Genomic DNA, 24,205 nt, shown 5'->3' with positions numbered 1-24,205 from the left:
TTCCATATAGAGCGTCCAAATATTTTAATCTTGACATATATGTTTTTTCATATGTATCATGTATATGAAAAAACATATATGAGAGACTATTAAAATGAAATCATTAAACTTTTTTGAAAAATACCTAACTATTTGGATTGTTATTTCTATTATAGTTGGTATTACCCTTGGAAATAACGTAAGTCATTTAGATATTATGGTGAATAAATTTAGTTTCGGAAATATTAACATCCCAATAGCCATTGGTTTAATATTAATGATTTATCCTCCACTAGTGAAAGTTAGGTATTCTCTTACAAAAAAAGTGATAAAAGATAAGAAATCGATGTCATTATCATTAGTATTAAATTGGGTTGTTAGTCCCATATTAATGTTTTTACTTGCAATTACATTTTTAAGAGATTATCCAGGGTTTATGGTCGGATTAATATTAGTTGGTATTGCTCGATGCATTGCAATGGTATTGGTATGGAATGATTTAGCTGATGGTAATAAAGAGTGGGGTGCTACTTTGGTAGCAGTGAATAGTGTTTTCCAAATTTTTTTCTATAGTGGATATGCATGGTTTTTTATCAGCTATTTACCATCAAAAATGGGTTTTTTAGGAGTGGATATAAATATCTCACTAGTATTGGTTTTTAAAAATGTTGTAATATTTCTTGGTATTCCATTAATTCTTGCTGGTATGACAAGATATTTTTCCCTAATATTTAAAAATGAAAAGTGGCTCAACGAATTTATAATTCCATTAGTGTCACCTTTAGCACCGTTAGCATTAATTTATACAATTATTTTAATGTTTGCTCTTCAAGGTAGGGCAATCACTCAAACACCCATTGATATTATATTAATTGCAATTCCGTTAATTTTATATTTTTTATTATGTTTTTTCTGAGTTATGGTCTAGGACAACTTTTGAGGATAAAGAGAGAAAAAAATATTTCCATTGCTTTTACAGCTGCGGGAAATAATTTTGAATTAGCTCTTGCTATAGCTATAGCCGTTTTTGGAATTAACTCGCCTCAAGCATTTGCAACAGTTATTGGACCACTTATAGAGGTTCCTGTTTTGATTTTCTTAGTGAATGTAGTTAAAAAACTAAATTAAAACTAAAAAAATATTTAACTTTGATTTTATCAATCAATTTCACTTGATTGAAAATTAAATAATGCATATTATAAACCTTTTTAATATTCAGGGATTATAAGGTTGCGTTATTTATTTTTTTTCTTTATTTTTATCTATGTTAGTAATGAAGCTGCTGCATTAAGATTATTTAATAAAGTAAAACCAGTTAAGCAATCATTAAATAATTCTCAGCCAAATCTGTACCTTAAAACAGAGAGTTCTTTCGAAGGACAATATTTAAGTATTAAAAATAATGAAAATGTCCATAATTCTAATTTTTTAAACCATTATTCACTTGTTGAGATAATGACTTTGAAAGGTCTTTCAAAAAGATGTAATCAAAGTTTAACATCTAAAGATCTTGGCTTTTATCAAATTAAAAAAAGTTTATTCGACACAATATCATTTTCAACGCTCTTTACACACATCCTACATAATCACAGTTATATAGAAAAAAGATTGTAAAAAAAATTTAAAATTAAATATTTTTGGAAAATGAAATGAGTAAAAAAATACAAAAAAACATAATAAGGATAAACCATTATCCTGCATGGAAATATCTAATTGTAGTGGCCGTCGTCATTATAATGTTCTTTAGTGCTTTACCAAATGTTTATTCTTTTGATGATGCAGTTCAAATTAAAGAAAATGGAAATTCAAATATCCCGATCTTAAAGATTCAAAATCAACTGAAATCAGATGGTATAGATTCAACCAAAATAACAGATACTGGTGATACTATCACTGTCGTTTTAAGAAATAGAGATGAACAGACTAAAGCCAAATCTATTCTTGCTAAAGAATATGGTGAAAATCGTGTTGCCCTGGCATCCGTTCCAGCAGCTCCCAAATGGCTTTTAGATATGGGTTTTGATCCGATAAAACTTGGACTTGATCTCAAAGGTGGGGTTGAGTTTCTTTTAAGAGTTGATATGAATTCCGTATTTAAAGAAAAAAGCGAACGTTTAGGAAATGATTTAGAGCAGACTTTAAATAAAGAAGGTTTAAATGTAAGAACAAAAACTGAATCTCCAACCTCATTTACGTTACAGTATCAAGTACCTGAAGCAGAAGTTGCTGTTCAAGAAATGATGGCAAAGAATTATCCTGAATGGAGTGTTAAAAATTTACCTGATAATACATTAAATATTTCATTAATGCCAAATGCTCAAAAAAGTATGACTGAAAAGGTTGTTAAACAAAATTTAACAATTATGAGAGATCGTATTAATCAATTGGGTATTACTGAAGCTAATGTTCAGATACAAGGCACTAGTAGAATCTTAATACAATTACCTGGTGTCCAAGACCCTTCAGATGCTAAAAAAATAATTGGAGCTACTGCATCACTATATTTTTATCAAGTTGTACCAAATGGCAGTGAAAATAGTCAAGTCCTCTATAACAATGACAAACAACCTGTAACAGTAAGCAATACACCAGTTATTACCGGTACAAGTATTCAGTCGGCTAGCTCTGGTTATTCACAAAATGGACAACCAGAAGTAAATCTAGTCTTGGATTCTGAAGGCGGTGATACGATGTCTGCGTTTACAAGAGATCATATTGGTCAGCCTATGGCAACTGCTTATGTTGATTATGGAATCGATGCAAAAGGAAATATGGTTAAAAAGACGAGAATTATTAATGTTGCAAATATTGCAGGTCGTTTTGCTAGCAGATTCCAAATAACAGGAATTAATTCACCTAAAGAAGCACAAGATTTAGCTTTACTGTTGAGAGCAGGTTCTTTATCAGCTCCAGTTTTGGTGGATTCAGAAAAAACAATTGGTCCGCAATTAGGAGCAGAAAACATTAAAAATGGTCTATCTGCGCTAGTGTTAGGTATGGTCATGACACTTGTTTTTATGCTTCTTTGGTATAGGAAGCTTGGTTGGGTTGCTAATTTAGCACTTGTTGTGAATATAATATGCTTGATAGGGCTCATAGGTTTATGGCCTGGCTCAATTTTAACTATGCCTGGTATAGCTGGAATAGTTTTAACGGTCGGTATGGCTGTTGATACCAATGTTATTATTTTTGAAAGAATTAAAGATAATATGAGAGAGGGACGAACTCTAGCACAAGCTATTGACCGAGGTTTCCAGTCAGCTTTTGGTACTATTTTCGATTCCAACTTTACAACACTCATTACTGCTGTTGTTTTGTATGCAATAGGTAACGGTCCAGTTCAAGGTTTTGCTTTAGTATTAGGTTTAGGTATTTTGACAAGTATGTTCAGTGGGATTTTTACTTCTAGGGCTATTATAAACCTGAAGTGGGGAAAAGATTCTAGAAGAGATATAAAAATATAGGATTAACGTTTATGAAAATAGATATGAAAACAGCAACAAAATGTAGATATTTGACTAGCTATTTCTCCATAGCGTTAATGGTATTGTCTTTTGTCTTCATAGGAATGAAAGGAATTAATTGGGGAATCGACTTTACTGGCGGTATGAGTGTTGATATCTCAACGAATAGTTCTGTGACATCGGAGCAACTAAAAGATGTTCTTGACCCGATTTTAGACCAGGAAGTTAGAGTTCAAGAAGGCTCTTCTTCTGGAAAGTGGAATTTTAGATATCAGCCTACATCAACAGAAAAAACCCCTGATTTTGCTAAAATTTTAAGTGATAATATTGGTCCAACTGAAATCATACAGACTCAAGTTGTTGGGAGCTCCTTTGGCGATGAAATGAAACAACAAGGCTTTATTGCTGGGCTTATTTGTATGCTGTTTATTATGGCTTATTTAAGCTATCGTTTTGAGTGGCGTCTCGCTTCAGGATCTTTACTTGCTCTTGCGCATGATGTGATATTAGTTTTTGGTGTCTTTGCAATTACACAGATGGAGTTTAATTTAACAGAATTAGCAGCTGTTCTAGCCGTTTTAGGGTACTCTTTAAATGACTCCATTATTATTGCTGATAGATTGCGTGAAACATTGAGGGCAAATCCAACAGGAGATACTCAAATTTTAAACAATGAAGCTGTGATAGCAACTTTTTCAAGGACTATGGTTACATCTGGTACGACCTTAATTACAATTATTGCTTTATGGATTATGGGAGGGAGTAGCTTGCATGGATTTGCTATAGCTATGTTTGTTGGTGTTTTAACAGGGACCTGGTCTTCTATCTCTGTGGGGACGACTCTCCCTGAGCTGTTAAAGCTAAAGCCAGTGCATTATATGCCTAAAGAAATTTCAGCTGATCCATAATTGTATAAACTTTCAATACGTTTATTAGGGCTTTCATATTATTGAAAGCCTTTTTTGTCTGTAAAATTTTTTAGTAAGATATAGATGTACAAACATTTACTCATAGAACTTTATTATATGAAATGACAAATTTTTATTAAAAGAATTACTCAATAAGAGGTTACAATTATTGGGGAGTTGAATTAATAACCATTTCAATTATAATCAATATATCATATTGATTTTATGTGAGTTTTATAATTTTAAGGACATCCACTATCATGAAAGACAGCACGAAAGTCATTACATCGGGTCGAGATAAGAAATGGACTCAAGGTCTTGTGAATGTACCAGTTTCAAGAGCATCTACCATTGTTTTTGACTCTGTAAATGAAAAAAATGATACAACAAAAAACTTGGATGATTATAAACTTTTTTATGGCCGTAGAGGTACAAATACCCATTTTGCATTTCAAGAGGCAATTAGAGAATTAGAAAATGCAAGCGGCTCTACTCTGTTTCCTTGCGGGACTTCAGCCATAACGCAATCTATTTTATCTTTTGTTAAAACAGGACAACATATACTTCTTCCAGATGCTGTTTATGAACCAACTAGAGATTTTTGTAATGTCATCTTAAATAACTTAGGTGTTTCTGTAACATATTACCCATCTCTAGTTTCAGATGATATCGAATCTTACATAAAAGAAAATACCACTTTATTATTTTTAGAGTCACCATCATCACTTACAATGGAAATTCAAGATATTTCTAAATTAGTTAAAGTTGCACAAAAATATAAACTTATTACCATGATAGATAACACATGGGCGACGCCACTTTTTTTTAAACCTCTGGATTTTGGCATAGATATATCAATTCATTCAGCAACAAAATATATTGTTGGACATTCTGATGTTATGATGGGTGTTGCCTCTGCCAATAAAAAGCATTGGAACAAGTTAAAACATCATGCATATTTATTGGGAAATTGTGTTTCGCCAGATGATGTTTATCTAGCTGCGCGAGGTTTAAGAACTCTTCATGTTAGGCTTAAACAACACGAAGCAAGCGCGCTCATCATAGCAAAATGGCTTTCTAAAAGAAAAGAAGTTAAAAAAGTTTATCACCCAGCTTTGAAGAGTGCTTTAGGCCACGAAAACTTTGTAAAATATTTTAGTGGCTCTTCTGGATTATTTAGTTTTGAATTAATGGATGAGTATAAAGATAAAATTCACTTTTTTGTTGATGCATTAAGTCTTTTTAAAATAGGTTATTCATGGGGCGGGTATGAAAGCTTGGTTCTACCCATTACTGATTTTTCAAAAATTAGAGTCAACTCTTCATCATATATACCAAATAATTTAATAAGACTTCATATAGGTTTAGAAAATATTAAAGATTTAGAAGCTGATTTAGAGAACGCTTTTAATGTCATGAATAAAACAGCAAAACCCTATAACTAAATGATAACTAGGTTATTATGAATTTTATATAAATAATAAGCATAATTTAAGCCATAGTGTATTAATCTACCAATAAATAATCCAAAATTGAGCAGTAATTTTACAAATTTTGAGATTAATTTATCAATTTTATTTTTTAATGCTATCTTTAAATGACCACAAAAATTAATTGAATGAATGGAGTAACGAGATGTTACATATGAATCATTTCAATAATATTTTTATATTAGGTAAGAAAAATGAATTGAAAATACCTGATGTTAATTACCTGAAATGTAACGTCGAATATTATTCTGACTTACGTGCACTTGAAAAACAGTTCCAAATATGTACCAAGGTCATCTGTATAGTTGATTTGAGTCGTGATCATTTTAGCATTCAATCAATTACTAGGTTAGCTAAAAAATGGTATGGTATTCGTTGGCTTGTAATTTTAAACCAATCACAGACCAAAAACTTAAAAATATCAAAGTTCATATATGAATATTGTATTGATTATTTTACTCTCCCAATACCATACAAATATATGGAGTTGATGATAAAACATCAAATTGGTTGTATCAGTCTAAGCAATAAAGAGAACAATACCGAATCAGAAACCAACTCAGATTCACATATAATTGGTAACTCACAGGCAACACTTAAGATAAAAAACTTAATTTCCCGAATTTCAGATACTGATTTAAATGTTTTTTTTTCTGGGGATTCTGGTGTTGGGAAAGTTTTTTTTGCCCTAGAAACTTTCAAAATCGCGCAAACTAAACATAATCAATTAATTCATATTAAACATGATTCTTTGATGGATAAAAATGATATAAATCATTTTGCTGATATTAAGGAATCAATAGACATTTTGATTCATGATATTGATAAATTTGAAAATCAACAATTAAATGAAGTTTACAATTTTTTATCTAATTTAACAGAACAATATTCAAATTCTAAAATAAGACTATTTGTTACGTCGAAACAAGATTTATCCTCATTTAAATTTTCAAACATTCTAAATGAGAGGCTATATAATTTATTCCGTTTCATTGAAATCAAAGTGCCAACATTGACAGCTAGAGGACAAGATAGTCTTTTATTAGCAGAATATTTTTTAGCAAAGTTTAAAGAGAAATACAATGCAATCCCCTCAAGTTTTACTGAGCAAGCAAAAAAAAATATGGCCTTATATCTGTGGCCAGGAAACGTCAGAGAACTTTATGAGAAAGTTAAGAGTGTCAGCATTACATCAAGCAAAAATTCTATTGATGCTCATGATTTAAATCTTTCAGAGTCATCATCGAATTTAGGAGCGTGTTTAAAACAGGCGAAAGATGACTTAGAAAAGTGGATTTTATGCTCAGCAATGGAAAGGCATAATGGTAAAATCATGAGTGCTGCCAGAGAACTAGGGGTTTCCAGAGCGACTATTTATAGACTTTTTCAAAAACATAATTTAAATCAAGATACATCCCTAGACTCATAATTATTAATAATAATTAGCTCTTCATAAAATAAATCTTTAACGAGGCCAATGTGAATGTTATCTTTAATATTTGGGTTCGTTTTATTGTTATTCTTAACTATGTTGTCTTCATTTGTTAAATTGAAAACATTTATATCTTCCATGAATCTAATCCTCCATTCTATAAATTATTTGAACGTCATTTTTTCTATTGATTTTTTGGAAATGAATATTATGAAACTAATAAACAGCCCTATTGATGTGCTCATTAAAAATAAATTAGCCCAGCCAAAGTTCGCAACAAATAGACCTACCCAACCACCTAATGAAGTTCTACCAATTGAGTCTATAGATGTTAACAAAGCCATTTGAGTTGCGGATAAAGATTTATTACATAAACTTAATATCATTGCCAATAAAGCCGAAGTTCCAAGGCCTCCAATAAAATATTCAATAAAAACACAAAAGGTTAAATAGGAAATGTTTTTATCCATTAATGCTAGTGAATAGTATAATAAATTAGCAATAGCCATCAGAATGCAGAAGGTAAAGAAACATCTAAATAAGCTATATTTTGTCATCAACAAACCACCAATTATAGTTCCAGCAATACTTGCAAATAGAGAGGTTGTCTTGTAAGCAATAGCGATTTCAACTAAGCTGTAGCCTAAACCTTTAGTAAAAAAAATTGTATTCAGAGCAAAAGCTATCTGATCGGATAGTTTATAAGTAATAATGATAAAAAGCAGGATTAATCCTGTTTTGTAATCAACCCTAGTTAAAAACTCTTTAAATGGTAAGTAAACAGAATTTAAAAATGTTTTTCTTTCTAACACCTCACTGTTTTTTATGACTGGAGCAATGATTAATCCAATTATTCCAAAAATCATTAAAAATGCTGTAAATAAAAAAGCCAATTTCCAAGAATAGATGCCAGCAATTATTAATGATACTGCTCCTGAGGCCCACATAGCTACTCTATAACCTAAAACGTATAAGGAGCTCCCTAAAGCTCTTTGATTAGAATCTAAAACTTCAACTTGGTAGGCGCCAATAGCTATATCTTGCGTCGCAGAAAAAAAGCTTACGCCAATCGCTATTATGATAATAACCGTAGGTGAAATTTGTGGATTTAAAAAGGCAAATGATAGGAAACCTAAAAACAATAAAATTTGAGTTAATATAATCCAGCTTCTTCGTTTATCTAGAAAAGGCAGCTTCAAATAATCTATAAAAGGTGCCCATAAAAATTTGTATGAATACGGTGATGATAATAAAATTAGAAATCCAACTTTTTCTATAGAAAAACCATTTTGGGAAAACCATAGAAGAATACTGTTCCCTGTAACTTGAAGAGGTATACCTGATGAAAAACCTAAAAGTAACATTGAAAGCATTTTTTTATTAAATATGATCTGAATTTTATTTGTACTTTTAGGTTCAACGTTTGTTATCATTAAAATAATCCTTTAAATTTAATTCATTCTTTTTATATCATTTGTAATAAAATTATTCTATATAAATTTTTTCTAAAGTTTTGTATTGTTGAAATTAAAAAGTAGGGCATTTTGTATGATAAAAAAAATTTGGTCAGGGTTAATTAATTTATTACCAATGGTAATTTTAATATGGATTCTTTATTCCATTTTTGTTGCATTTAATAATGTAGGTTTAATGTTGCTAAAGACAATTCATATCCATTCACTTTTTCCTGGAGAAGGGTTCGTAATAACTTCATTCATATTGATAATTTTTGGTTTGATTTTTTCTTTTAGCCCAATATTATGGTGTTATTCAAAAGTTGAACATTTAATTATAAAATTTCCTATAATTAAAATTGTTTACAATAGCATAAAAGATTTCACCTCACTGATTAATAATAAAGATGAACATAACCAAAGGCAAACTGTTTTAGTAAGGCAGTCTAATGGAACTTACATGGTTGGTTTTTTAATGTCTGATGAAACGCCAAAACAAATCAATGCACTAAATATGGAAAAAGAGCTTGTGCCTGTATTGTATCAGCTAAGTTATCAAATCGCTGGAATTACTGTTTTAGTTGATAAAAAAGACCTTATTCCTTTGGAATGGTCTTTTGAAGAAGCAATGAAATTTAACCTTACAGCAGGAATCAACCCGAACAAAGATGATAATTCTCATTAATAAGATTTTTTATAAAAATTTTTTTTTCTAATAAATTCAATTAATTAGTGAATTTTTATTTATACAAATATCATAAACTAATAACTAATACCAAAACAAATTTTAGTTTTATTATAACTTAACTATTATTTAAGTATGTTAATGAAAAATGAGAAAAGCTGTGAAAACAATAGGTATTCTTGGTGGCATGCATTGGAGAGATACATTAGAATACTATACTAATATTAATACTGAAGTAGTCAACTCTGTAGGCATCCAACATTCAGCAAGGTTATGTATTCAAACCATTGATTATGAACATTTATCAAATATTATTGAGAAAGATTCTTGGGATGAAGCAATCGATTATTTAATTGGTATTTCTAAACTCATTGAATTAGGTGGTGCTGACTTTTTAATTATAAGTTCTGATGTTAATCATAAAATTGAAAATAAAATTCAAAAATCTATTTATATTCCAGTCTTAAGTTTGGTTGATGCATTAGCAAACAACCTACAGCATATCAATGTAAAGAAGGTATGCTTTATAGGGGATAGGAATTTAATGGAAAATAGTTATTATCTTAATCAGCTCCAATCAAAATTTAATATAAAGACTCATATCATTCCAAAGGTTTTAAGATGTGAGTTATTCAAGGAAGACTTATCAACACTTGAAATCGATACTATCTTATCAAAAATGGTGAATAACTGTTTAGCTGTAAATGTGAAAACAATCATCACCAATGATAATTTAATATTAAATAGTATTAAAAAAATTAACAGTGAAATGGACATAATTAATATTAATTATGTCCATGCTCAAGAAGCTGTGAAAGTTGCGATCGGTGATGAAAAGATTTAGTTCTTACTCTAATCCAATTTGCGTTTTTGAGTATATCTAATAACAAAATCAATGAAAAGTTTAAGTTTTTGTGGTTGATTTTCACGGTGATTATAAACAATATAGGATTCAATATCATTTTGAGACCATTCTGGCAAAACTTGGATTAACTGTTTGTTTATTAGGCTTTCATAACAAAACTTATCTGGTAACAATGCAATTCCGGTATTGTCAAGACATGCTGATTTAATTGCATTCATTTCAGAACTTACGAAACTTGGTTTGCCGGCAATAACAACATGTTGATTCAAATCCTTATTTTCAATAGACCATCTAATTCTGTTTTTTTGCTTAAGTAGTCGGTGCTGATGTAAATCAATAGGCTCTTTAACTGGTTTAGAGCTTTCTAGGTATTTTGGACTAGCAACCATAATAAGTTTAGAAGTAAATATTTTCCTTGCGATTAATGAGGAGTCTTTCATTGAACCGGTAGTGAACATCACATCCCAATCCATCACGTCCATTTGTTCGTTGTCATTACAAACTTGGAGGTCAATTGAAATTGATGAATGTTCCTTCAAAAACTCAAATAATAATTCTTCAAGAAAATTATTTGCTAAATTTGTTGAAGCCCCTATTCTAATCTTTCCAGCAGCGCCCTTAAACTCATCAACAATATTTTCAGCAGTTTCAATAGCTAAATGGATCAATGGACTGGTCTCATTGTAAAACTTTGTTCCTGCATCTGTTAATGTAAGTTTTCGAGCATGTCGATTTAAAAGTCGGATATTGAGCGAATCTTCAAGTGCTTGAATATGTCTAGTAAGGGTTGCCACTGGAATTTGTGTTTTTCTTGAAGCTGCTGTAAAAGTTCCATTTTCAACAATTATTCTAAATAAATTTAAATCATCTAATTTCATGGTAAGGCTAACTTTAGTCGTTTAAGTTAATTTTATGCTAAATTACTATCCAAATCAATGAGTAACTTAAATGTAAAATTTAAGTCATAACATTTTTAATAGTTGATAAAACAGATTAAGTTTAATAAAATTGTAGAAAATTTATTTATTTTGGAGTTTACTTGAAAAAGCTTAATCTGAGTAATGTGTTGTTTTTTTTCTTCGGTATTTTTGTCGGTATTTTGATTTTGTTTTTCATAAAATCTGAAAAATCCTATTCTATTTCAGAAAAATATAATGCACAAATAGCATCTTTACAAAAAGATAAAGATGATTTAATAGAAAATCGAAAAAAGTTGAATGATAAATATAATAACTTAGAGCTGATGAATAATAATCTTTTGAGTGAGCTTAAAAAAGATTCATCTACTTTATCTTCTTATAAAGATGAAAATGAACAATTAACAAAAAAAATAGAAGAGCTAAAAAAACAAGTTTCCCAAACAAGTTGTCCCCAAGCACCAAAAGACACAAAGAATCAACCCAAAAAGGCTATTAAACCAGTTTCAACAGAAACCTCAACGAAAACTAAAGTGATGAATGTCTCCTTATTCGAGAAGATTGAATCCGAGAGCACTAAAAGTTTAAATTTGAGGTTAACTAAATTAGTATCACAAGCAAAATTTTATAAAGAGCAATGTCAGAAAGATCAAAAAGAAGTTTCTTGGAGTAATGAACAAGACAAAAATTGCAAGAAATTTCAGGAATCTATTGAGCAAATTAAATTGATTAATCTTGAATTAAAAAACAGAAAATCACATTAATTTAATCTTTATTGAGTCTGATGTATTCTGATTGTAAAATCTTAATTAACCATATGGGATCATCTAAGGGAATATCATGTCCAGCTGTTTCATGTATATAATATTTTGATTGCCAAGCTTTAGCCCATTTTTCTGTACAGTTAAAATTAACTAAGCGATCTTTTTTTGAGCCAATAAAAACAATATTTTCTGAGGGTTTTAAATATTGTTTATAATGAGAACTTGCATATAACTGTCTTAAAAAATTTAAGGTCGTGATTTTTCTTTGTTTTCGATAAATAAACCAATATTGAATTTCATTTTGTACAATTTTAGAATTATTAGAAGTTAAATAAGCTATTAATTTTTCTTGATATTTAGCACTTAGAATTAGAAAAAAAGGTATTAATAAAAGACTTTTAAAATTTAGTCTTTGATAAAATTTATTAAATGCACCATTACTACTATTAATGATAAAAATCCCAAAAATTCTATTTTTATTTTGTATTTTCATAAACTCTGATGCAACCATTCCCCCCATTGAAAGACCAATAATATAAACGGGCATACCAAAATGAGGAATATTTTTATTTAGATACTTAGCACAACTTTCTATATTTGAAGGTGATTTTATGTGAGAAAGCTCTCCTGTACCAGGTAAATCAATACAAAAAACATTAAAATGTTTGTGTTTTTCTAATGCTAATATAAAGCTACGCCAGTGTCGTTTGTCACGCATTAAACCTCTTAAGAGAACTAATGTTACCTTCATTCATTTATACCATTTTGTCATTGCCTTTTTTCTATATAGTGGTAAATGACTATTTTCATACCAGTTGCTATAGTTCATTACAATATCAATTAAAAAATTAAAAAGAATATTATGATTATTTATAACTTTTTTTATTCTATGGTTTTTAATAGGATGAAAAAAACCCAAGCTATTGAAAATTTGCAATGGATTTTTCTTTATCCATGCCCAGGAGCCCATTTCTAAAGTAAGTGGAAGTATTATTCTATTACTACTTTGAGATAAATCATATAAATAATCCCATAAATCACCATGACATAGATAATGTTGTGACTGTGGTTCAAATATATAGTTATGATGTGGATGACTTAAAAAAAACATTTTACGTAAATAAAAAAGTTTGCCTATGTCTGATATGGGGTATTTTTTACTTTTAGCGTATGGAAACCAAATCCTATCGTGTAAACCAAATCCCGAATGACAATCGAGAATTAAGTTGAAAGGGCGAGGAAACAAATATTTTTTCACGTAATCTATTATTGTTTCATTTTCAATTTCAATAACATTTTTTTTTCCTCTATACCAAGGGAGATAGCTTGAAATTCGGTGTCCTCCAACTAACCAAGCTGTTTTTTCTTTACTATCGATCGGGGCATTTCTCATTAAATCCACATTGTGGATGTTACCTCTTCTTTTAAAATAAATACCCGCTGGATTTGCCATCGGGATAAAATTGATAGTTATTTTTCTTAAACTATCCAAAAGAACTGAATTCCAATAACATTTCTGGATCAGTCCATTTAAAAAAGATAAAATTAATTGACAACCAATTCTTTCTAGGCCGTGTATCCCACCAATAAAAGTAATTGACGGGCTATCAATAGACATACTTCCTATAGAAAAAGAATAAATAGGTAATTTAACATTTCCAGCAATAATATTGTTGAGGATATGAGATTTAAAAAAAATAGATTGGTTTTCTTTTTTAGAGATTTAAGCCTTGTATTTATTAACTCACACTGTTTTAACTCAGGCAATCTCTTGTAATCAGATGATTTCATTTTTATCTCGAGTGCTACAGTTACTATGATTATAGATTAGAAACTGAAGTTGAGCATTACAGTAAATAATGATGCATCTACACTTGATTTTTCTGGAAGAAAAGACTGAGGATATGAATATTGTCCAAAAAATATATAATCTCCGCCATAATTTTTAAAATACTCATATTCTAAATTAATTGATAACTCTGGTAAGATATCATATCGACTACCTACTGTTACACTATTCGATTTTCTGAGTTGATGACTTTCAGCATAAGTCAGATAGGGTGTAAGCTTTTCCATGTTATAGGATAGCGTGGTATACCAGTTAAAAAACTCACTATCAATATTAAATTCTGTTTGAATTTTATACTTTTCAAATTCATACTCAAAGCCAAGGCTAAATAAATTTAAAATAATTTTGCTCTCAGGTGAATTTAAAACATTAATTTGTGAAATTTGCTTTAAATTTGCATTGGTATATACATATGAAAAGTTTATTTTATAGGAGTAACTTGATAAACCTAAATTTAAACCAACAACGTTATTGGCTCTAATTTTTGTTTCTAAGAGCCCATTTTCATAAGATGTATCTCTGTAACCTAAAAAGGGTTGAATAGACAATACTAAATTATCAGATAAAGATTCATTCCATAGCAGTTCAACCCCATCAAAAGATGTAATGCCAAAAAGACTGTCATACACCTCCGTTGGAGGCCTTGCCCAAAGATATGAATTACCAACATAATAATAGGGTGAAGCCATAAATACTGGTAATCTTAACCTTCCTGCACGAAGTTCGGTTTTATTTGATAAACGGGCAGCTATATATAACCATTCAATATCTACTTCTGAAAAGGGGTTTTGGGGTGGTTTAACTGTTTGAGCTGAAAATCTAAACCAATTATCAGGTGTATAATCTAGTTGAAGTCCTAAAGTTGTATCACAGTTAAAACATGTTTCATCTGTAATATCCCTATTTATGATTAGAGGGTTTTTATTGTTAGAAGTGGTTACTGATGTATTACCGAAGCCACTTACAGAAAAATCAGTATCACCAATCTCTATTGAAATCACTTGCGTTGAGAAGAGCATAAAAGTTAAAAAGAATTTTTTCATCATGAATTGTCCTCAACTACATAGAGAATTTTTGCGCTTTTTGGTATGAGATCTAATCTTGAATAAGCAATACCATTTGGATTTTTTTTAAGCCAATTAATAATAGATTGCATTTGATTAGAGTTTAGAGAATAGGGTGGAAACCCTTTTCCCGAAAAGGCAAGTTGGGTCCAGTACCTGTTAACCTGAATTTCGGTTTTTTTTAAAAGATTCTCGTAGAATTCTTTTTTATCCTTTGATCCAGATGGAAGATCTACCAGTTTAATAACTCCGATGTTTGGTAACGTCTTAATCTGTCCTTTATAAATCAGTCTCACCTTATTTTTCGATAGAAAAGGTATATTTTTATTTAGTGTAAATACACCAAACTTTATATTTGCAGAATGCAAATAAAAATTTGTGAAACACAATAAAATAATAAAAATTCTTTTCATGGCAATCCATTGAATTAAAAGAAAGATTTAATAAAATTAATACTAATGTCTATAATTAAGTTAGATTATTATTTTCAAAACGCAAAGGATTTTGCATGAAAGTATTTAATAACTTCTCAATTAAAACAAGATTATTAATTATCTTAGTTCTTATTATATTTTTATTGGGTGGCTTTTACTTTATTAGTTACAGAAGTATTAATAAGGAAATGGTTGCACTCAATACTATTGAAGAAACAATGACATTTAACAATAAATTAAATGTATTTAGTGAGTTGACACATGCTATTAGACTAAATGTTATAACCAAAAACAATTATCAAAATTTAATATTCAAAAATCAAAAGTTACTCAATGATTTTAATGATTTTTTAAAAGGAAGTGTTAATAACTATCAAATTAACCTTAATGAATACATTGCTCTTATGACAGACTCTAAAAACCTGAATATCAACAATATAAATGATTGGAGTCAATGGCGAAATGAAATTATTGAACAAACCATCTTGTTAAATGAGTTGGTCCCTCAGTCTATTGAGTCTTCAAAAATAATTAGAGATATAAACTCCCTTAACCAATTAAGATGGTTGATGTATTGGGCGCAAGAAGAAAACTGGTATATTTTTGAATGCTTTACAAGCAATCATGATCATACGTCACCTGAAAACATTGAACAATTAAAAAAATTGATCAATATTCAAGAATATTATATTGAGAGATTTGTTGGTTCGTCTACTGATGCTAAATTTATCAATGAGTTTTTAGAAGCATTCAAAAAGCCTGAATTTGTTGCCAGTTTTAAACTCAGAAATCAATATTTGAAAGGTGAGATCACTCACACACCCGAAGCTTTGGATATATATCAATATCAATCTAGGTTTAATGTTTTAAAAAAAGTAGTCACTTCTGTTGAAAAACAGATAACAGATGAAGTGATTAAAGAGATTGAATCTTTGAAGAAAATTCTTTGGCTTTTAAATGTTATACTTTTACTGTCTATCTTCATAGCTGTTGTCATTATTTTAGCTTTAACCAGAAGAATTATTAAAACTCTTAAATATATAAACAATCGTTTGGCATTTGTTGAAAGAACTCATGATTATGGCGTTAAACTTGAGCTTGCTGGAAAAGATGAGTTTAATCATCTCACTAATAAATTAAATCAACTGATAATGGAAGTGGGAAAAAGTGAAAAATTAATACTTAGATCTAAAAATGAAGCCGAAAAAGCGAATCGTGCAAAAAGTAACTTTTTGGCGAATATGTCTCATGAAATAAGAACACCACTACACGGTATTCTTGGTATGACAGAAGTTTTGCTTGAAACATCTCTCGAGAGAAATCAAAAAGAATACTTAGATACCGTCATCTCATCATCAAAACACTTATTAATTTTGATCAATGATATCTTAGATTTATCAAAAATTGAGGCTGGAAATGTTGAATTAGTAAAAGAAGAGTTTAATTTTACGGATTTAATTTATGAAAATATAAATATTATGCTTTCTCAATTAAAAGAGAAACAGCTCAAATTAAATATATTTATGGACAAAGACTTACCTGTAAAAATTTACAGCGATCATCATCGTTTATCACAAATCATTATTAACTTATTATCAAATGCTATTAAATTTACTTCAAAAGGAGGAATAAATATTGAGTTACTTAAAAAAAATAAAATGGTAATTCTTAAAGTTATAGATACTGGTATTGGTATTGATGATGAGAAAATTCAAGATATTTTTAAACCGTTTAATCAAGGCGATAACTCAATAACTAAAGAATATGGTGGAACTGGATTAGGATTAGCTATTTCAAAACAGATTATAGAGTTGATGAAAGGAAGAATTGAAGTAAAATCAAAGAAAGATCATGGAACTACCTTTAAAGTATTCATTCCTTTAGAAAGTAATCCTAAAGAAAACTTGATGGGAAAAAAGATAGATAAAAAAATACAGCAATCTATCTATTATGCTTTGCTAATAAAAATCTACTGAGTCAAGTTGTTCATGAGCTTAAAATACTATGCGCAAATTATGAAGTGGTTGAGACGTTAAAGGATGTAAAACCCAATGATTATTTATCATATACAACTCTTTTAATAGATGATGCCGAAGTTAAATTTACTGAGAATATAAAAATACCAAGGCTTATTGTTCTTGATAGAAAAGCTAATATAAAAAATAGTATCAAAGAATTTCATTCAGTATATCATTCCTCTATTCTTGGTGAAAAATTTAGAAATTTTATTTTACAAAAAAATTCTTTTGACACGAGAAATAAAGCATTCAACAAATTAGATAATAATGAGAGTAAAGCTTTGATTATGGTGGTTGAGGATAATTTAGTTAATCAGAAAGTGACTACTTTGATTTTAAAAAATGCGGGGTTTGATTTTATAGTTGCAGAAAACGGTCAAGAAGCCATTCAAATGTATAGTGAAATACCCAACATAAAAATTATTTTAATGGACTGTATGATGCCTATTTTAGATGGTTTTGAGGCTACCAAGGCTATTAGAAAATTAGAAAAAACAAAGTTTATGGATAAGGTACCCATAATTGCATTAACAGCAAGTGTTATGAATTCAGAAATTCAAGCTTGTTTTAGATCTGGGATGGATGATTATTTAGCAAAGCCATTTACAAAAGCACAATTGATAGAGCGATTAGAAAAATATTTTTGATATAATAGTATTTAAATTTAATTTAAAATTAAAAAATAGTGATATAGATCTTTTTTTTTTTTTATAAATCAATTAGTATATTGATAATTTCTTGTTAGGGCAAAAACAAGACTTATTGGAAATCTCATAATCATAAGGACATTAAGATGAAAACAAAAATTGCTATTATAGCTACAGCTATCGCATTCGCTGGATTTGCAAGTGCAGCAAACTTTAACTACGATATTAACTCTCATGTAAAAACACACATTAATTTCCCCAAATTAAAACAACAAAAAACAGAAGTTGTTACAACATCAGTTGATCAAGCCATTATTGAGTTTGATATTAATTTTGCTAATAATAGTGCAACTTTAACCAAGCAAGATAAAAAAATGTTAGACGCATTAGGCAGTCAATTACAAAGTAATCAAAATATAAATGTTAAATTAACTGGCTATGCTAGTAAGACTGGTTCAGCTGATTATAACCAAAAGCTGTCAATGAAAAGAGCAGAAGCTGTATCAAATTATCTGCAAACAGAATATAAAGTTAATTCAAATAGACTTGCTATTAGTGCGGATGGGTATAATAAGCCTATAGCTACTAATAAAACAATGGAAGGACAATCTTTAAATAGAAGAGTAGATGTGATGGCTGGAGAAACGGTTGCTGTCACAGAAGTCTCTCAAGTTAATGGTTAAAACGACTAAAAACCAGCAAAATGACTTTGCTGGTTTTTCCTATCTACTTGTAAAGTTTATGTAATATTTCAATTTTCTTCGCAAAAATAAGAGTTTAAATTTGATTTTATAAATTGTTTCCCATAGAATAAAATTGTATTTTTTATTTTATGGAGGATTTATGGCGTCCAGCCATGGTAGCAGGACAGAGCAATTTGCATTGAAACTCTCTCTTCTTGGTACCGTTATAATGGGTATGTTAGGTCTAATTTTTGGTTACCTTTCAGACTCTAAAGCAATTTTTTTAGATGGTATTTTTTCACTTTTAAGTATGGGTATGACTGGCTTAACCTTGTATATATCTATTCTTTTAAAAAAACCTGACAATCGTCTTTTTCAATTTGGTTACGCACACTTAGAGCCACTTATGAATGTCATCAATGGCATATTTATATTGTTAACCTGCGTGCTTGCTTTTACCTCTGGATTTTTAGATCTATTCAAAGAAAAAGAACCAATCAATCTTCAGTTAGCAGTTTGTTTTGCGTTATTTTCAACTTTTTTTTCATTTACAATTTTTTTTATTGAATATCGTATTTCAAAAAAACAGAAATCAGAACTGGTCTATTGTGACTCTCAAGAGTGGTTAATTGACTCATTATTAAGTACAACTATTTTGTTTGGCTTCTTGTTAGTTGTAATCTTTGATAAGCTTAAATTAAGTCACCTTACTACCCATATGGATTCATATTTGGTTATGATCATCGCAGTGAGCGCAGCTGTTTTCCCAATCAAAATCTTAAAACGTAATATTAAAGAAGTTTTATTGGTTGCTCCTAAAGATGATTATCAAAAAGAGGTGGATAGTTATTTGTCACAGCTTTGTAAAAAATTGAAGTTTGATGGATATACTCACCATCTTGCTAAAACTGGTCGACAGTATGATTTGGAAGTTAATTTTTTAGTTAAAAATGATAAAAAGTGGACAATGAAACGTCAAGACAGAGTAAGACAGCTTATATGGACGCATTTTAAACGCCAAAGTTCTAATACATGGTTATCAGTTAGTTTTACGACAGAAAAAAGATGGCTGTAAACAAGTTAACAAATATCTAATCTAAATAAGTCCCAAAGCCTTTCGGTCATAAGTATTAGTTGTGACCGAACTTTTTTTTCAGTTAAAATCATTAAGCTATCAAAAAAATTAAAATAAATCATAGATCACGCTTGTGAATTTTTTTCTTTTCATAAATTTAGAATTAAAGTAGCATGCATAAATTATTTGTATCAATTCATTAGAAAAATTTATGGACAAGCGCTCAGTTTCTTCAATATCTCTACTTTTTACTTCAGTGACCGCCATATTAGGTTCAGGTTGGCTGTTTTCTTCTTTTAATACAGCAAAAATAGCTGGACCTTCTGCAATTTTATCTTGGTTAATAGGGGGTTTATTAATCATGTTTGTTGCTTTTGTTTATGCAGAGCTAACAACTATGTTGCCCTTGACCGGATCTAGCACCCGAATACCACAATTTACACATGGAACTCTTGTCGGATTTATTTTTTCATGGATTATACTTCTATCATATATTTCATTAGCACCAATTGAAGTCCAAGCTCTAATGCAATATTTGAATTATTTTTTTCCTAACATGCTCACACCAATGAATAGTTTATCTCCAATGGGCTATGTTGTGGCTGGGGTGTTAATGTTTATTATGTGTGTGTTAAATATATATAGTTTAAAATGGTTAATAAAGGCTAATAATGTATTAACTGCCCTAAAAATTTTAATTCCAATTTTTATTTCGCTTGTTTTATTAGCTTACACTTATCAACCACATCATATTATACATGCAGCATCATCTAGCTTTGCACCATATGGGACACAAGGCTTATTAACAGCTATTGCAACTGGGGGTGTGATCTTTTCATTTAACGGTTTTAAACAAGCTTGTGAAATGGCGGGTGAAGCAAAAAATCCTAAAAGAGCTTTGCCTATCGCAATTATTGGTTCGATTAGTCTTTGTATTTTAATTTATATAATTCTTCAGTGTTCATTTTTATCATCGGTAAATATATCTAATATCGACTCAGGTTGGCATAACCTCAAGCTAACTAATGGCTCAAGTCCGTTAACAGCTATTATTTTGCAAAACCATCAAAGATGGCTTCTTCCTATTTTGTATGTTGGTGCTGTTATTGGACCTATGGCTGCAGCTTTAATTTACATGAGTGGTTCGGCAAGATTATTATATGGTATGTCTCAAAGTAGGTATCTTCCGGGCTTTTTTTCTTTAATGACTCAACAGGGTAATCCTTGGTTTGCTATCGTAATAAGCTTTATTATCGGTATGTTTTTTTTCGCACCATTTCCGGGTTGGCAGGAGATGATGACTTTTCTGACCTCCCTGATGGCTATTACATATGCGATTGGTCCGATTTGTTTGTTAGCTTTAAGATATCAAGTACCAAATCAAGCAAGACCATTTAAACTACCATTCGGTCGACTTTGGTCTGTGCTTGCATTTTATATTTGTACCTTATTAATTTTATGGACAGGCTGGGATACTTTAAAAAAACTTGCCATTGCTTTAGCTGTGGGTATTGTTGTTCTTTTTCTGAATAGAGTTTTTAGCCCAAAGAATCAACGCGAATCTCTTCATATCAAGCAGTCTATTTGGGTTTGGATTTATTTTATTGGGATACTTGGACTTTCATATTTATCATCATTTGGCCATGGGTTGTCAGTTTTGAGTTTTAATGCTGATTTATGGATAGTTGCATTATTTTGTATATTTGTTTCTCTATTGGCTTTAAAGTTTCGCTTGAAAGGTAATGAAACCCAAAAATATATCTCTGAGCTTAATCTTTAACTAAATGTGAAGCAAAACAATACCCTTAAAGGTTCTTTAGATAAAGTTAAATTTGCTTTATCTAAAGTTTTCTCAAAGATTATTGGCTTTGACAAGTTACGATATAAAAAATATTCTCCTAAAAATTTGACTCTAAATTAAAAAATCACACATAAAAATCATTATTAACCTTTAGGTTTAACCATTAATCTAATTTAATTAAATGATTTGCATACTCACTGGTAGCTAATTTCATTTATAAAAACCTATGATTGGATATAAAGTTGTATATATTCTATCCCAAAATCATAATTTTATTCCCAAAGTCTTCATCCTAGACCAAAAAAACATACATATATCACAAATATATTGTTAGCAATTTTTTTTCATCATAAAGTTAATCAACGACACTCTTTTAGCAAATCGAAATAGGTTTATGGGGAAAAATAGTATAACTAGGATACATTATCTTGATAATATTAAATGGTTATTAACTATTGTAATGATGATGCATTATGTATTCATTTATACACAAGAGATGTATCCCAAATACAAAGAGAATTTTGATAATGTTTCATCTTTAGATCAAACTTTTTTATCGACTTTTTTTTTCTCATATCGGGTTATTTTGTAATTCCATCTTATTTAAAAAAAGGGCAAAAATTATTTAATAAAGATAAAATAATTCGTTTAGGCAGTGTGATCCTGTTTACCATCTTTATTGTCAATTATATACACTACCATATCTCAAAACAAAATGATTCTATAGGCTATCAGGTTTGGTTATTTGATCATCTAGTAAATTTACAATGGAAAAATATTATAGGTTCATCATGGTTTTGCTGGATGCTACTTATTTTTACATTGATATGGAGTCAATTTTCTAAAAATAAAAGCTTTAACAAAAACCATTGTTTACCTTTACCAACTTATACTCATATGTTATTTTTTTGCTTTTTCATGATTCCATTTAATTTTATTGCTTTATTATTGAGTTATAAATGCAATAATGACTTTTTGGGTATGTACAATATTAAATATTTTCCTACGTATGCGTCAGTTTTTTATTTAGGAATAATTTCTTATCAAAATAAATGGTTTGATAAAATTGATTTTAAGTACGGCTTTTTTGGGTTCATATTGTTTTCTTTTTTTTATTGTTTAGAAAATGGGTGGATTCTAATTGGCTGTCATTTTAATAATGCAATCTTTAGAACTTTTTGCTCTGTTGGGATGATACTATTTTTATTATATGTATTTAAAATTTATTTTTATCAATCCAATAAAATGACAAGGATGTTATCAAAATCTTCTTATTTGGCTTGTGCATTCTCTTTTATTTTAATTGTTACGTTGATACACTTTTTTATTCAGCACTTTAGTATCCATCCATGGCTTTTACTCTTATTGACCAGTACGGTCGTTATAATTAGTTATTTTATTTTAAGTATTAGCTTATATAGACTTACTAATGTTAGAGGGTAATCCAAATCGATTGAGTGATATTAAAAGAAGAATGAATAAAACTTTATCTTCTTTTAATTTCAATAGTAAAAGTGACCTGATTTAACTGTTATTTTGTATTCTACTAATCCTTTAATTAGATTGATATTTGTGACTTAAAATCAGATGTGATTTTTTTCCAACTCAGGTTATTTAATAAATTTTTATCTTGTTTATTTTGATTCGCCATTAATATTTCGCAGTTTGAATGAAGTGATGGTTTAAAATTATCTAGTAAATTAATGGTCTCTTTTCGATTATTACAGAGTAATAGCAAATCACAACCAGACATTAAAGTTTTTTCTGCTCTTTGGACAAAATCCCCAAGTATATTAGCTCCATTCATATTTAAATCATCAGAAAAAATAACACCTTTAAAATCTAAGGCTTTTCGAAGGATATCTTTTAACCAAAAGGGTGATCCGCAAGCAGGAAGTTGGTTATATTTTTCGAAAATTATATGTGCGGGCATGATGGCATCTATTAAATTTTGTTGAATCAGAGATTGAAAAGGGAGGATATCGTATTCAAAGATATTTTGATTGGTGTTAATTGGAGTACTTAAATGAGAATCTTCCACCACACTACCATGACCCGGAAAATGTTTGCCAGTAACAGACATTCCAGCTTTTTTCATGCCTAAAATAAAAGGCTTTACATATTTTAAAACTTCATCAGGTGAATCTCCAAAAGATCGAGTTTGAATCGCTTTCGATTGAGTACCAATATCAAGAACGGGAGCAAAGCTCAAATCCACTCCGGCTGACATTAACTCAGAAGCCATGATAAAACCCGCTTGCTTCGCAAGTTCTTTTCCATTTTTTAATTGGTGGTATAAATATGCAGCAGGAATGGGAGTAAAGTCTTGTTTAAATCTTTGTACTAAACCGCCTTCTTGGTCGACTGTAATCAAAAAAGGTTTTTTGACTACTTTTCTAATTTCTGTTGTTAAGGCTTTTAATTGTTTCAAATCATAGAAATTACGTGAAAACAGGATAATACCTGTAAAAAGAGGGTGCTGGATCATTTCTTTTTCAACTGGATCTAATTCAAAAGAATCAATATCTGAGAGCAATACACTCATAAGGAATTTAAACTCCTAATCTTTGTTAATAAACAATATGTTAGGATTATAACTTAATTTTTAACTGAGTCATATATTTTGGAATATAATATTACAAATCATTTGCAATTTAGTATGTTATAATTAATTCA

At 29.6% G+C, this 24,205-nt stretch carries 23 protein-coding genes and 1 pseudogene; 15 read left to right on the top strand and 9 right to left on the bottom strand.

Features of this window, described 5'->3' with window-relative positions; translation table 11 throughout:
• Nucleotides 1-94 precede the first annotated feature (94 nt).
• The 6 genes and pseudogenes from arsB (at nucleotide 95) to CF386_RS10570 (ending at nucleotide 7,270) form a co-directional block, all read left to right on the top strand.
• A pseudogene (gene arsB, locus CF386_RS10595) lies at nucleotides 95-1,107 on the top strand (ACR3 family arsenite efflux transporter).
• A 102-nt stretch (nucleotides 1,108-1,209) separates the two neighbouring features.
• Nucleotides 1,210-1,593 carry a hypothetical protein gene (locus CF386_RS10590; RefSeq protein ID WP_089074407.1) on the top strand — a complete coding sequence of 128 codons (384 nt, stop codon included), beginning with the start codon at nucleotides 1,210-1,212 and terminating at the stop codon, nucleotides 1,591-1,593.
• Nucleotides 1,594-1,628: 35 nt separating this feature from the next.
• On the top strand, nucleotides 1,629-3,443 hold the full coding sequence (gene secD / locus CF386_RS10585) for a protein translocase subunit SecD (protein ID WP_089074406.1): 1,815 nt from the start codon (nucleotides 1,629-1,631) through the stop codon (nucleotides 3,441-3,443).
• Nucleotides 3,444-3,454: 11 nt separating this feature from the next.
• Nucleotides 3,455-4,351: a protein translocase subunit SecF gene (secF, locus tag CF386_RS10580; protein ID WP_089074405.1), complete on the top strand. Its 897-nt coding sequence runs from the start codon at nucleotides 3,455-3,457 to the stop codon at nucleotides 4,349-4,351.
• 260 nt (nucleotides 4,352-4,611) lie between these two features.
• Nucleotides 4,612-5,796: a cystathionine beta-lyase gene (gene metC / locus CF386_RS10575; protein ID WP_089074404.1), complete on the top strand. Its 1,185-nt coding sequence runs from the start codon at nucleotides 4,612-4,614 to the stop codon at nucleotides 5,794-5,796.
• Nucleotides 5,797-5,995: 199 nt separating this feature from the next.
• Nucleotides 5,996-7,270: a VpsR-related response regulator gene (locus tag CF386_RS10570; RefSeq protein WP_158522388.1), complete on the top strand. Its 1,275-nt coding sequence runs from the start codon at nucleotides 5,996-5,998 to the stop codon at nucleotides 7,268-7,270.
• Here CF386_RS10570 and CF386_RS12870 read toward each other — a convergent pair.
• Together CF386_RS12870 and CF386_RS10565 are read right to left on the bottom strand one after the other, a co-directional pair.
• On the bottom strand, nucleotides 7,246-7,413 hold the full coding sequence (locus CF386_RS12870; protein ID WP_158522387.1) for a hypothetical protein: 168 nt from the start codon (nucleotides 7,411-7,413) through the stop codon (nucleotides 7,246-7,248). The genes CF386_RS10570 and CF386_RS12870 overlap by 25 nt on opposite strands.
• A gap of 24 nt (nucleotides 7,414-7,437) precedes the next feature.
• A complete protein-coding gene (locus tag CF386_RS10565) occupies nucleotides 7,438-8,706 on the bottom strand; it encodes an AmpG family muropeptide MFS transporter (protein ID WP_089074402.1) in 1,269 nt (422 codons plus the stop codon).
• Nucleotides 8,707-8,821: 115 nt separating this feature from the next.
• On the opposite strand from CF386_RS10565, the gene CF386_RS10560 reads away from it, so the two are divergent.
• Both CF386_RS10560 and CF386_RS10555 read left to right on the top strand, forming a co-directional pair.
• Entirely contained in the window at nucleotides 8,822-9,412 is a 591-nt protein-coding gene (locus CF386_RS10560; RefSeq protein WP_089074401.1) for a DUF502 domain-containing protein, read from the top strand.
• A 160-nt stretch (nucleotides 9,413-9,572) separates the two neighbouring features.
• Entirely contained in the window at nucleotides 9,573-10,256 is a 684-nt protein-coding gene (locus tag CF386_RS10555; RefSeq protein ID WP_158522386.1) for an aspartate/glutamate racemase family protein, read from the top strand.
• Nucleotides 10,257-10,264: 8 nt separating this feature from the next.
• On the opposite strand, the gene CF386_RS10550 is transcribed toward CF386_RS10555, so the two are convergent.
• Complete coding sequence (locus tag CF386_RS10550; RefSeq protein WP_089074399.1) at nucleotides 10,265-11,155, bottom strand: LysR family transcriptional regulator; 891 nt, start codon at nucleotides 11,153-11,155, stop codon at nucleotides 10,265-10,267.
• 161 nt (nucleotides 11,156-11,316) lie between these two features.
• Between CF386_RS10550 and CF386_RS10545 the strand changes: the two genes are divergently transcribed.
• Nucleotides 11,317-11,958, top strand: coding sequence for a hypothetical protein (locus tag CF386_RS10545; protein WP_089074398.1), 642 nt, complete (start codon nucleotides 11,317-11,319; stop codon nucleotides 11,956-11,958).
• 1 nt (nucleotide 11,959) lies between these two features.
• Here the strand turns inward: CF386_RS10545 and CF386_RS10540 are convergent, their stop codons facing one another.
• From CF386_RS10540 to CF386_RS10525, 4 genes are all read right to left on the bottom strand, one after another.
• The gene (locus tag CF386_RS10540; RefSeq protein WP_089074397.1) at nucleotides 11,960-12,709 is read right to left on the bottom strand and encodes an alpha/beta fold hydrolase; all 750 of its coding nucleotides are present in this window, start codon (nucleotides 12,707-12,709) and stop codon (nucleotides 11,960-11,962) included.
• Nucleotides 12,710-13,576, bottom strand: coding sequence for a M14 family zinc carboxypeptidase (locus tag CF386_RS10535; protein WP_089074396.1), 867 nt, complete (start codon nucleotides 13,574-13,576; stop codon nucleotides 12,710-12,712). It abuts the gene before it with no gap.
• Between the two features lie 209 nt (nucleotides 13,577-13,785).
• Nucleotides 13,786-14,853: a porin family protein gene (locus CF386_RS10530; RefSeq protein WP_089074395.1), complete on the bottom strand. Its 1,068-nt coding sequence runs from the start codon at nucleotides 14,851-14,853 to the stop codon at nucleotides 13,786-13,788.
• Nucleotides 14,850-15,284, bottom strand: coding sequence for a type 2 periplasmic-binding domain-containing protein (locus tag CF386_RS10525; protein ID WP_089074394.1), 435 nt, complete (start codon nucleotides 15,282-15,284; stop codon nucleotides 14,850-14,852). Before CF386_RS10525 ends, CF386_RS10530 begins: the two co-directional genes overlap by 4 nt.
• A 95-nt stretch (nucleotides 15,285-15,379) precedes the next feature.
• On the opposite strand from CF386_RS10525, the gene CF386_RS10520 reads away from it, so the two are divergent.
• The 4 genes from CF386_RS10520 to CF386_RS10505 all read left to right on the top strand — a co-directional run bounded on the left by CF386_RS10520 (nucleotide 15,380) and on the right by CF386_RS10505 (nucleotide 19,728).
• A complete protein-coding gene (locus tag CF386_RS10520) occupies nucleotides 15,380-17,281 on the top strand; it encodes a sensor histidine kinase (protein ID WP_089074393.1) in 1,902 nt (633 codons plus the stop codon).
• Nucleotides 17,282-17,325: 44 nt separating this feature from the next.
• Nucleotides 17,326-17,970: a response regulator gene (locus CF386_RS10515; protein ID WP_089074392.1), complete on the top strand. Its 645-nt coding sequence runs from the start codon at nucleotides 17,326-17,328 to the stop codon at nucleotides 17,968-17,970.
• A gap of 146 nt (nucleotides 17,971-18,116) precedes the next feature.
• A complete protein-coding gene (locus tag CF386_RS10510) occupies nucleotides 18,117-18,653 on the top strand; it encodes an OmpA family protein (protein ID WP_089074391.1) in 537 nt (178 codons plus the stop codon).
• Between the two features lie 160 nt (nucleotides 18,654-18,813).
• Entirely contained in the window at nucleotides 18,814-19,728 is a 915-nt protein-coding gene (locus tag CF386_RS10505; protein WP_089074390.1) for a cation diffusion facilitator family transporter, read from the top strand.
• A 108-nt stretch (nucleotides 19,729-19,836) separates the two neighbouring features.
• Here the strand turns inward: CF386_RS10505 and CF386_RS13180 are convergent, their stop codons facing one another.
• On the bottom strand, nucleotides 19,837-20,091 hold the full coding sequence (locus CF386_RS13180; protein WP_225971820.1) for a hypothetical protein: 255 nt from the start codon (nucleotides 20,089-20,091) through the stop codon (nucleotides 19,837-19,839).
• Between CF386_RS13180 and CF386_RS10500 the strand changes: the two genes are divergently transcribed.
• Together CF386_RS10500 and CF386_RS10495 are read left to right on the top strand one after the other, a co-directional pair.
• On the top strand, nucleotides 19,985-21,508 hold the full coding sequence (locus CF386_RS10500; protein ID WP_225971797.1) for an APC family permease: 1,524 nt from the start codon (nucleotides 19,985-19,987) through the stop codon (nucleotides 21,506-21,508). The genes CF386_RS13180 and CF386_RS10500 overlap by 107 nt on opposite strands.
• A 555-nt stretch (nucleotides 21,509-22,063) precedes the next feature.
• Complete coding sequence (locus CF386_RS10495) at nucleotides 22,064-22,972, top strand: acyltransferase family protein (RefSeq protein WP_089074388.1); 909 nt, start codon at nucleotides 22,064-22,066, stop codon at nucleotides 22,970-22,972.
• A gap of 115 nt (nucleotides 22,973-23,087) precedes the next feature.
• Here CF386_RS10495 and nagZ read toward each other — a convergent pair whose 3' ends face one another.
• Nucleotides 23,088-24,074 (bottom strand): beta-N-acetylhexosaminidase, encoded by a 987-nt coding sequence (gene nagZ, locus CF386_RS10490; RefSeq protein WP_089074387.1) that lies wholly within the window; start codon nucleotides 24,072-24,074, stop codon nucleotides 23,088-23,090.
• Between the last annotated feature and the right edge of the window lie 131 nt (nucleotides 24,075-24,205).

Origin of the sequence: Paraphotobacterium marinum, from assembly GCF_002216855.1 — a bacterium.
In the GTDB taxonomy this organism is placed as follows: Bacteria; Pseudomonadota; Gammaproteobacteria; order Enterobacterales; family Vibrionaceae; genus Paraphotobacterium; species Paraphotobacterium marinum.
This window is presented reverse-complemented; position numbering and strand designations above follow the sequence as displayed.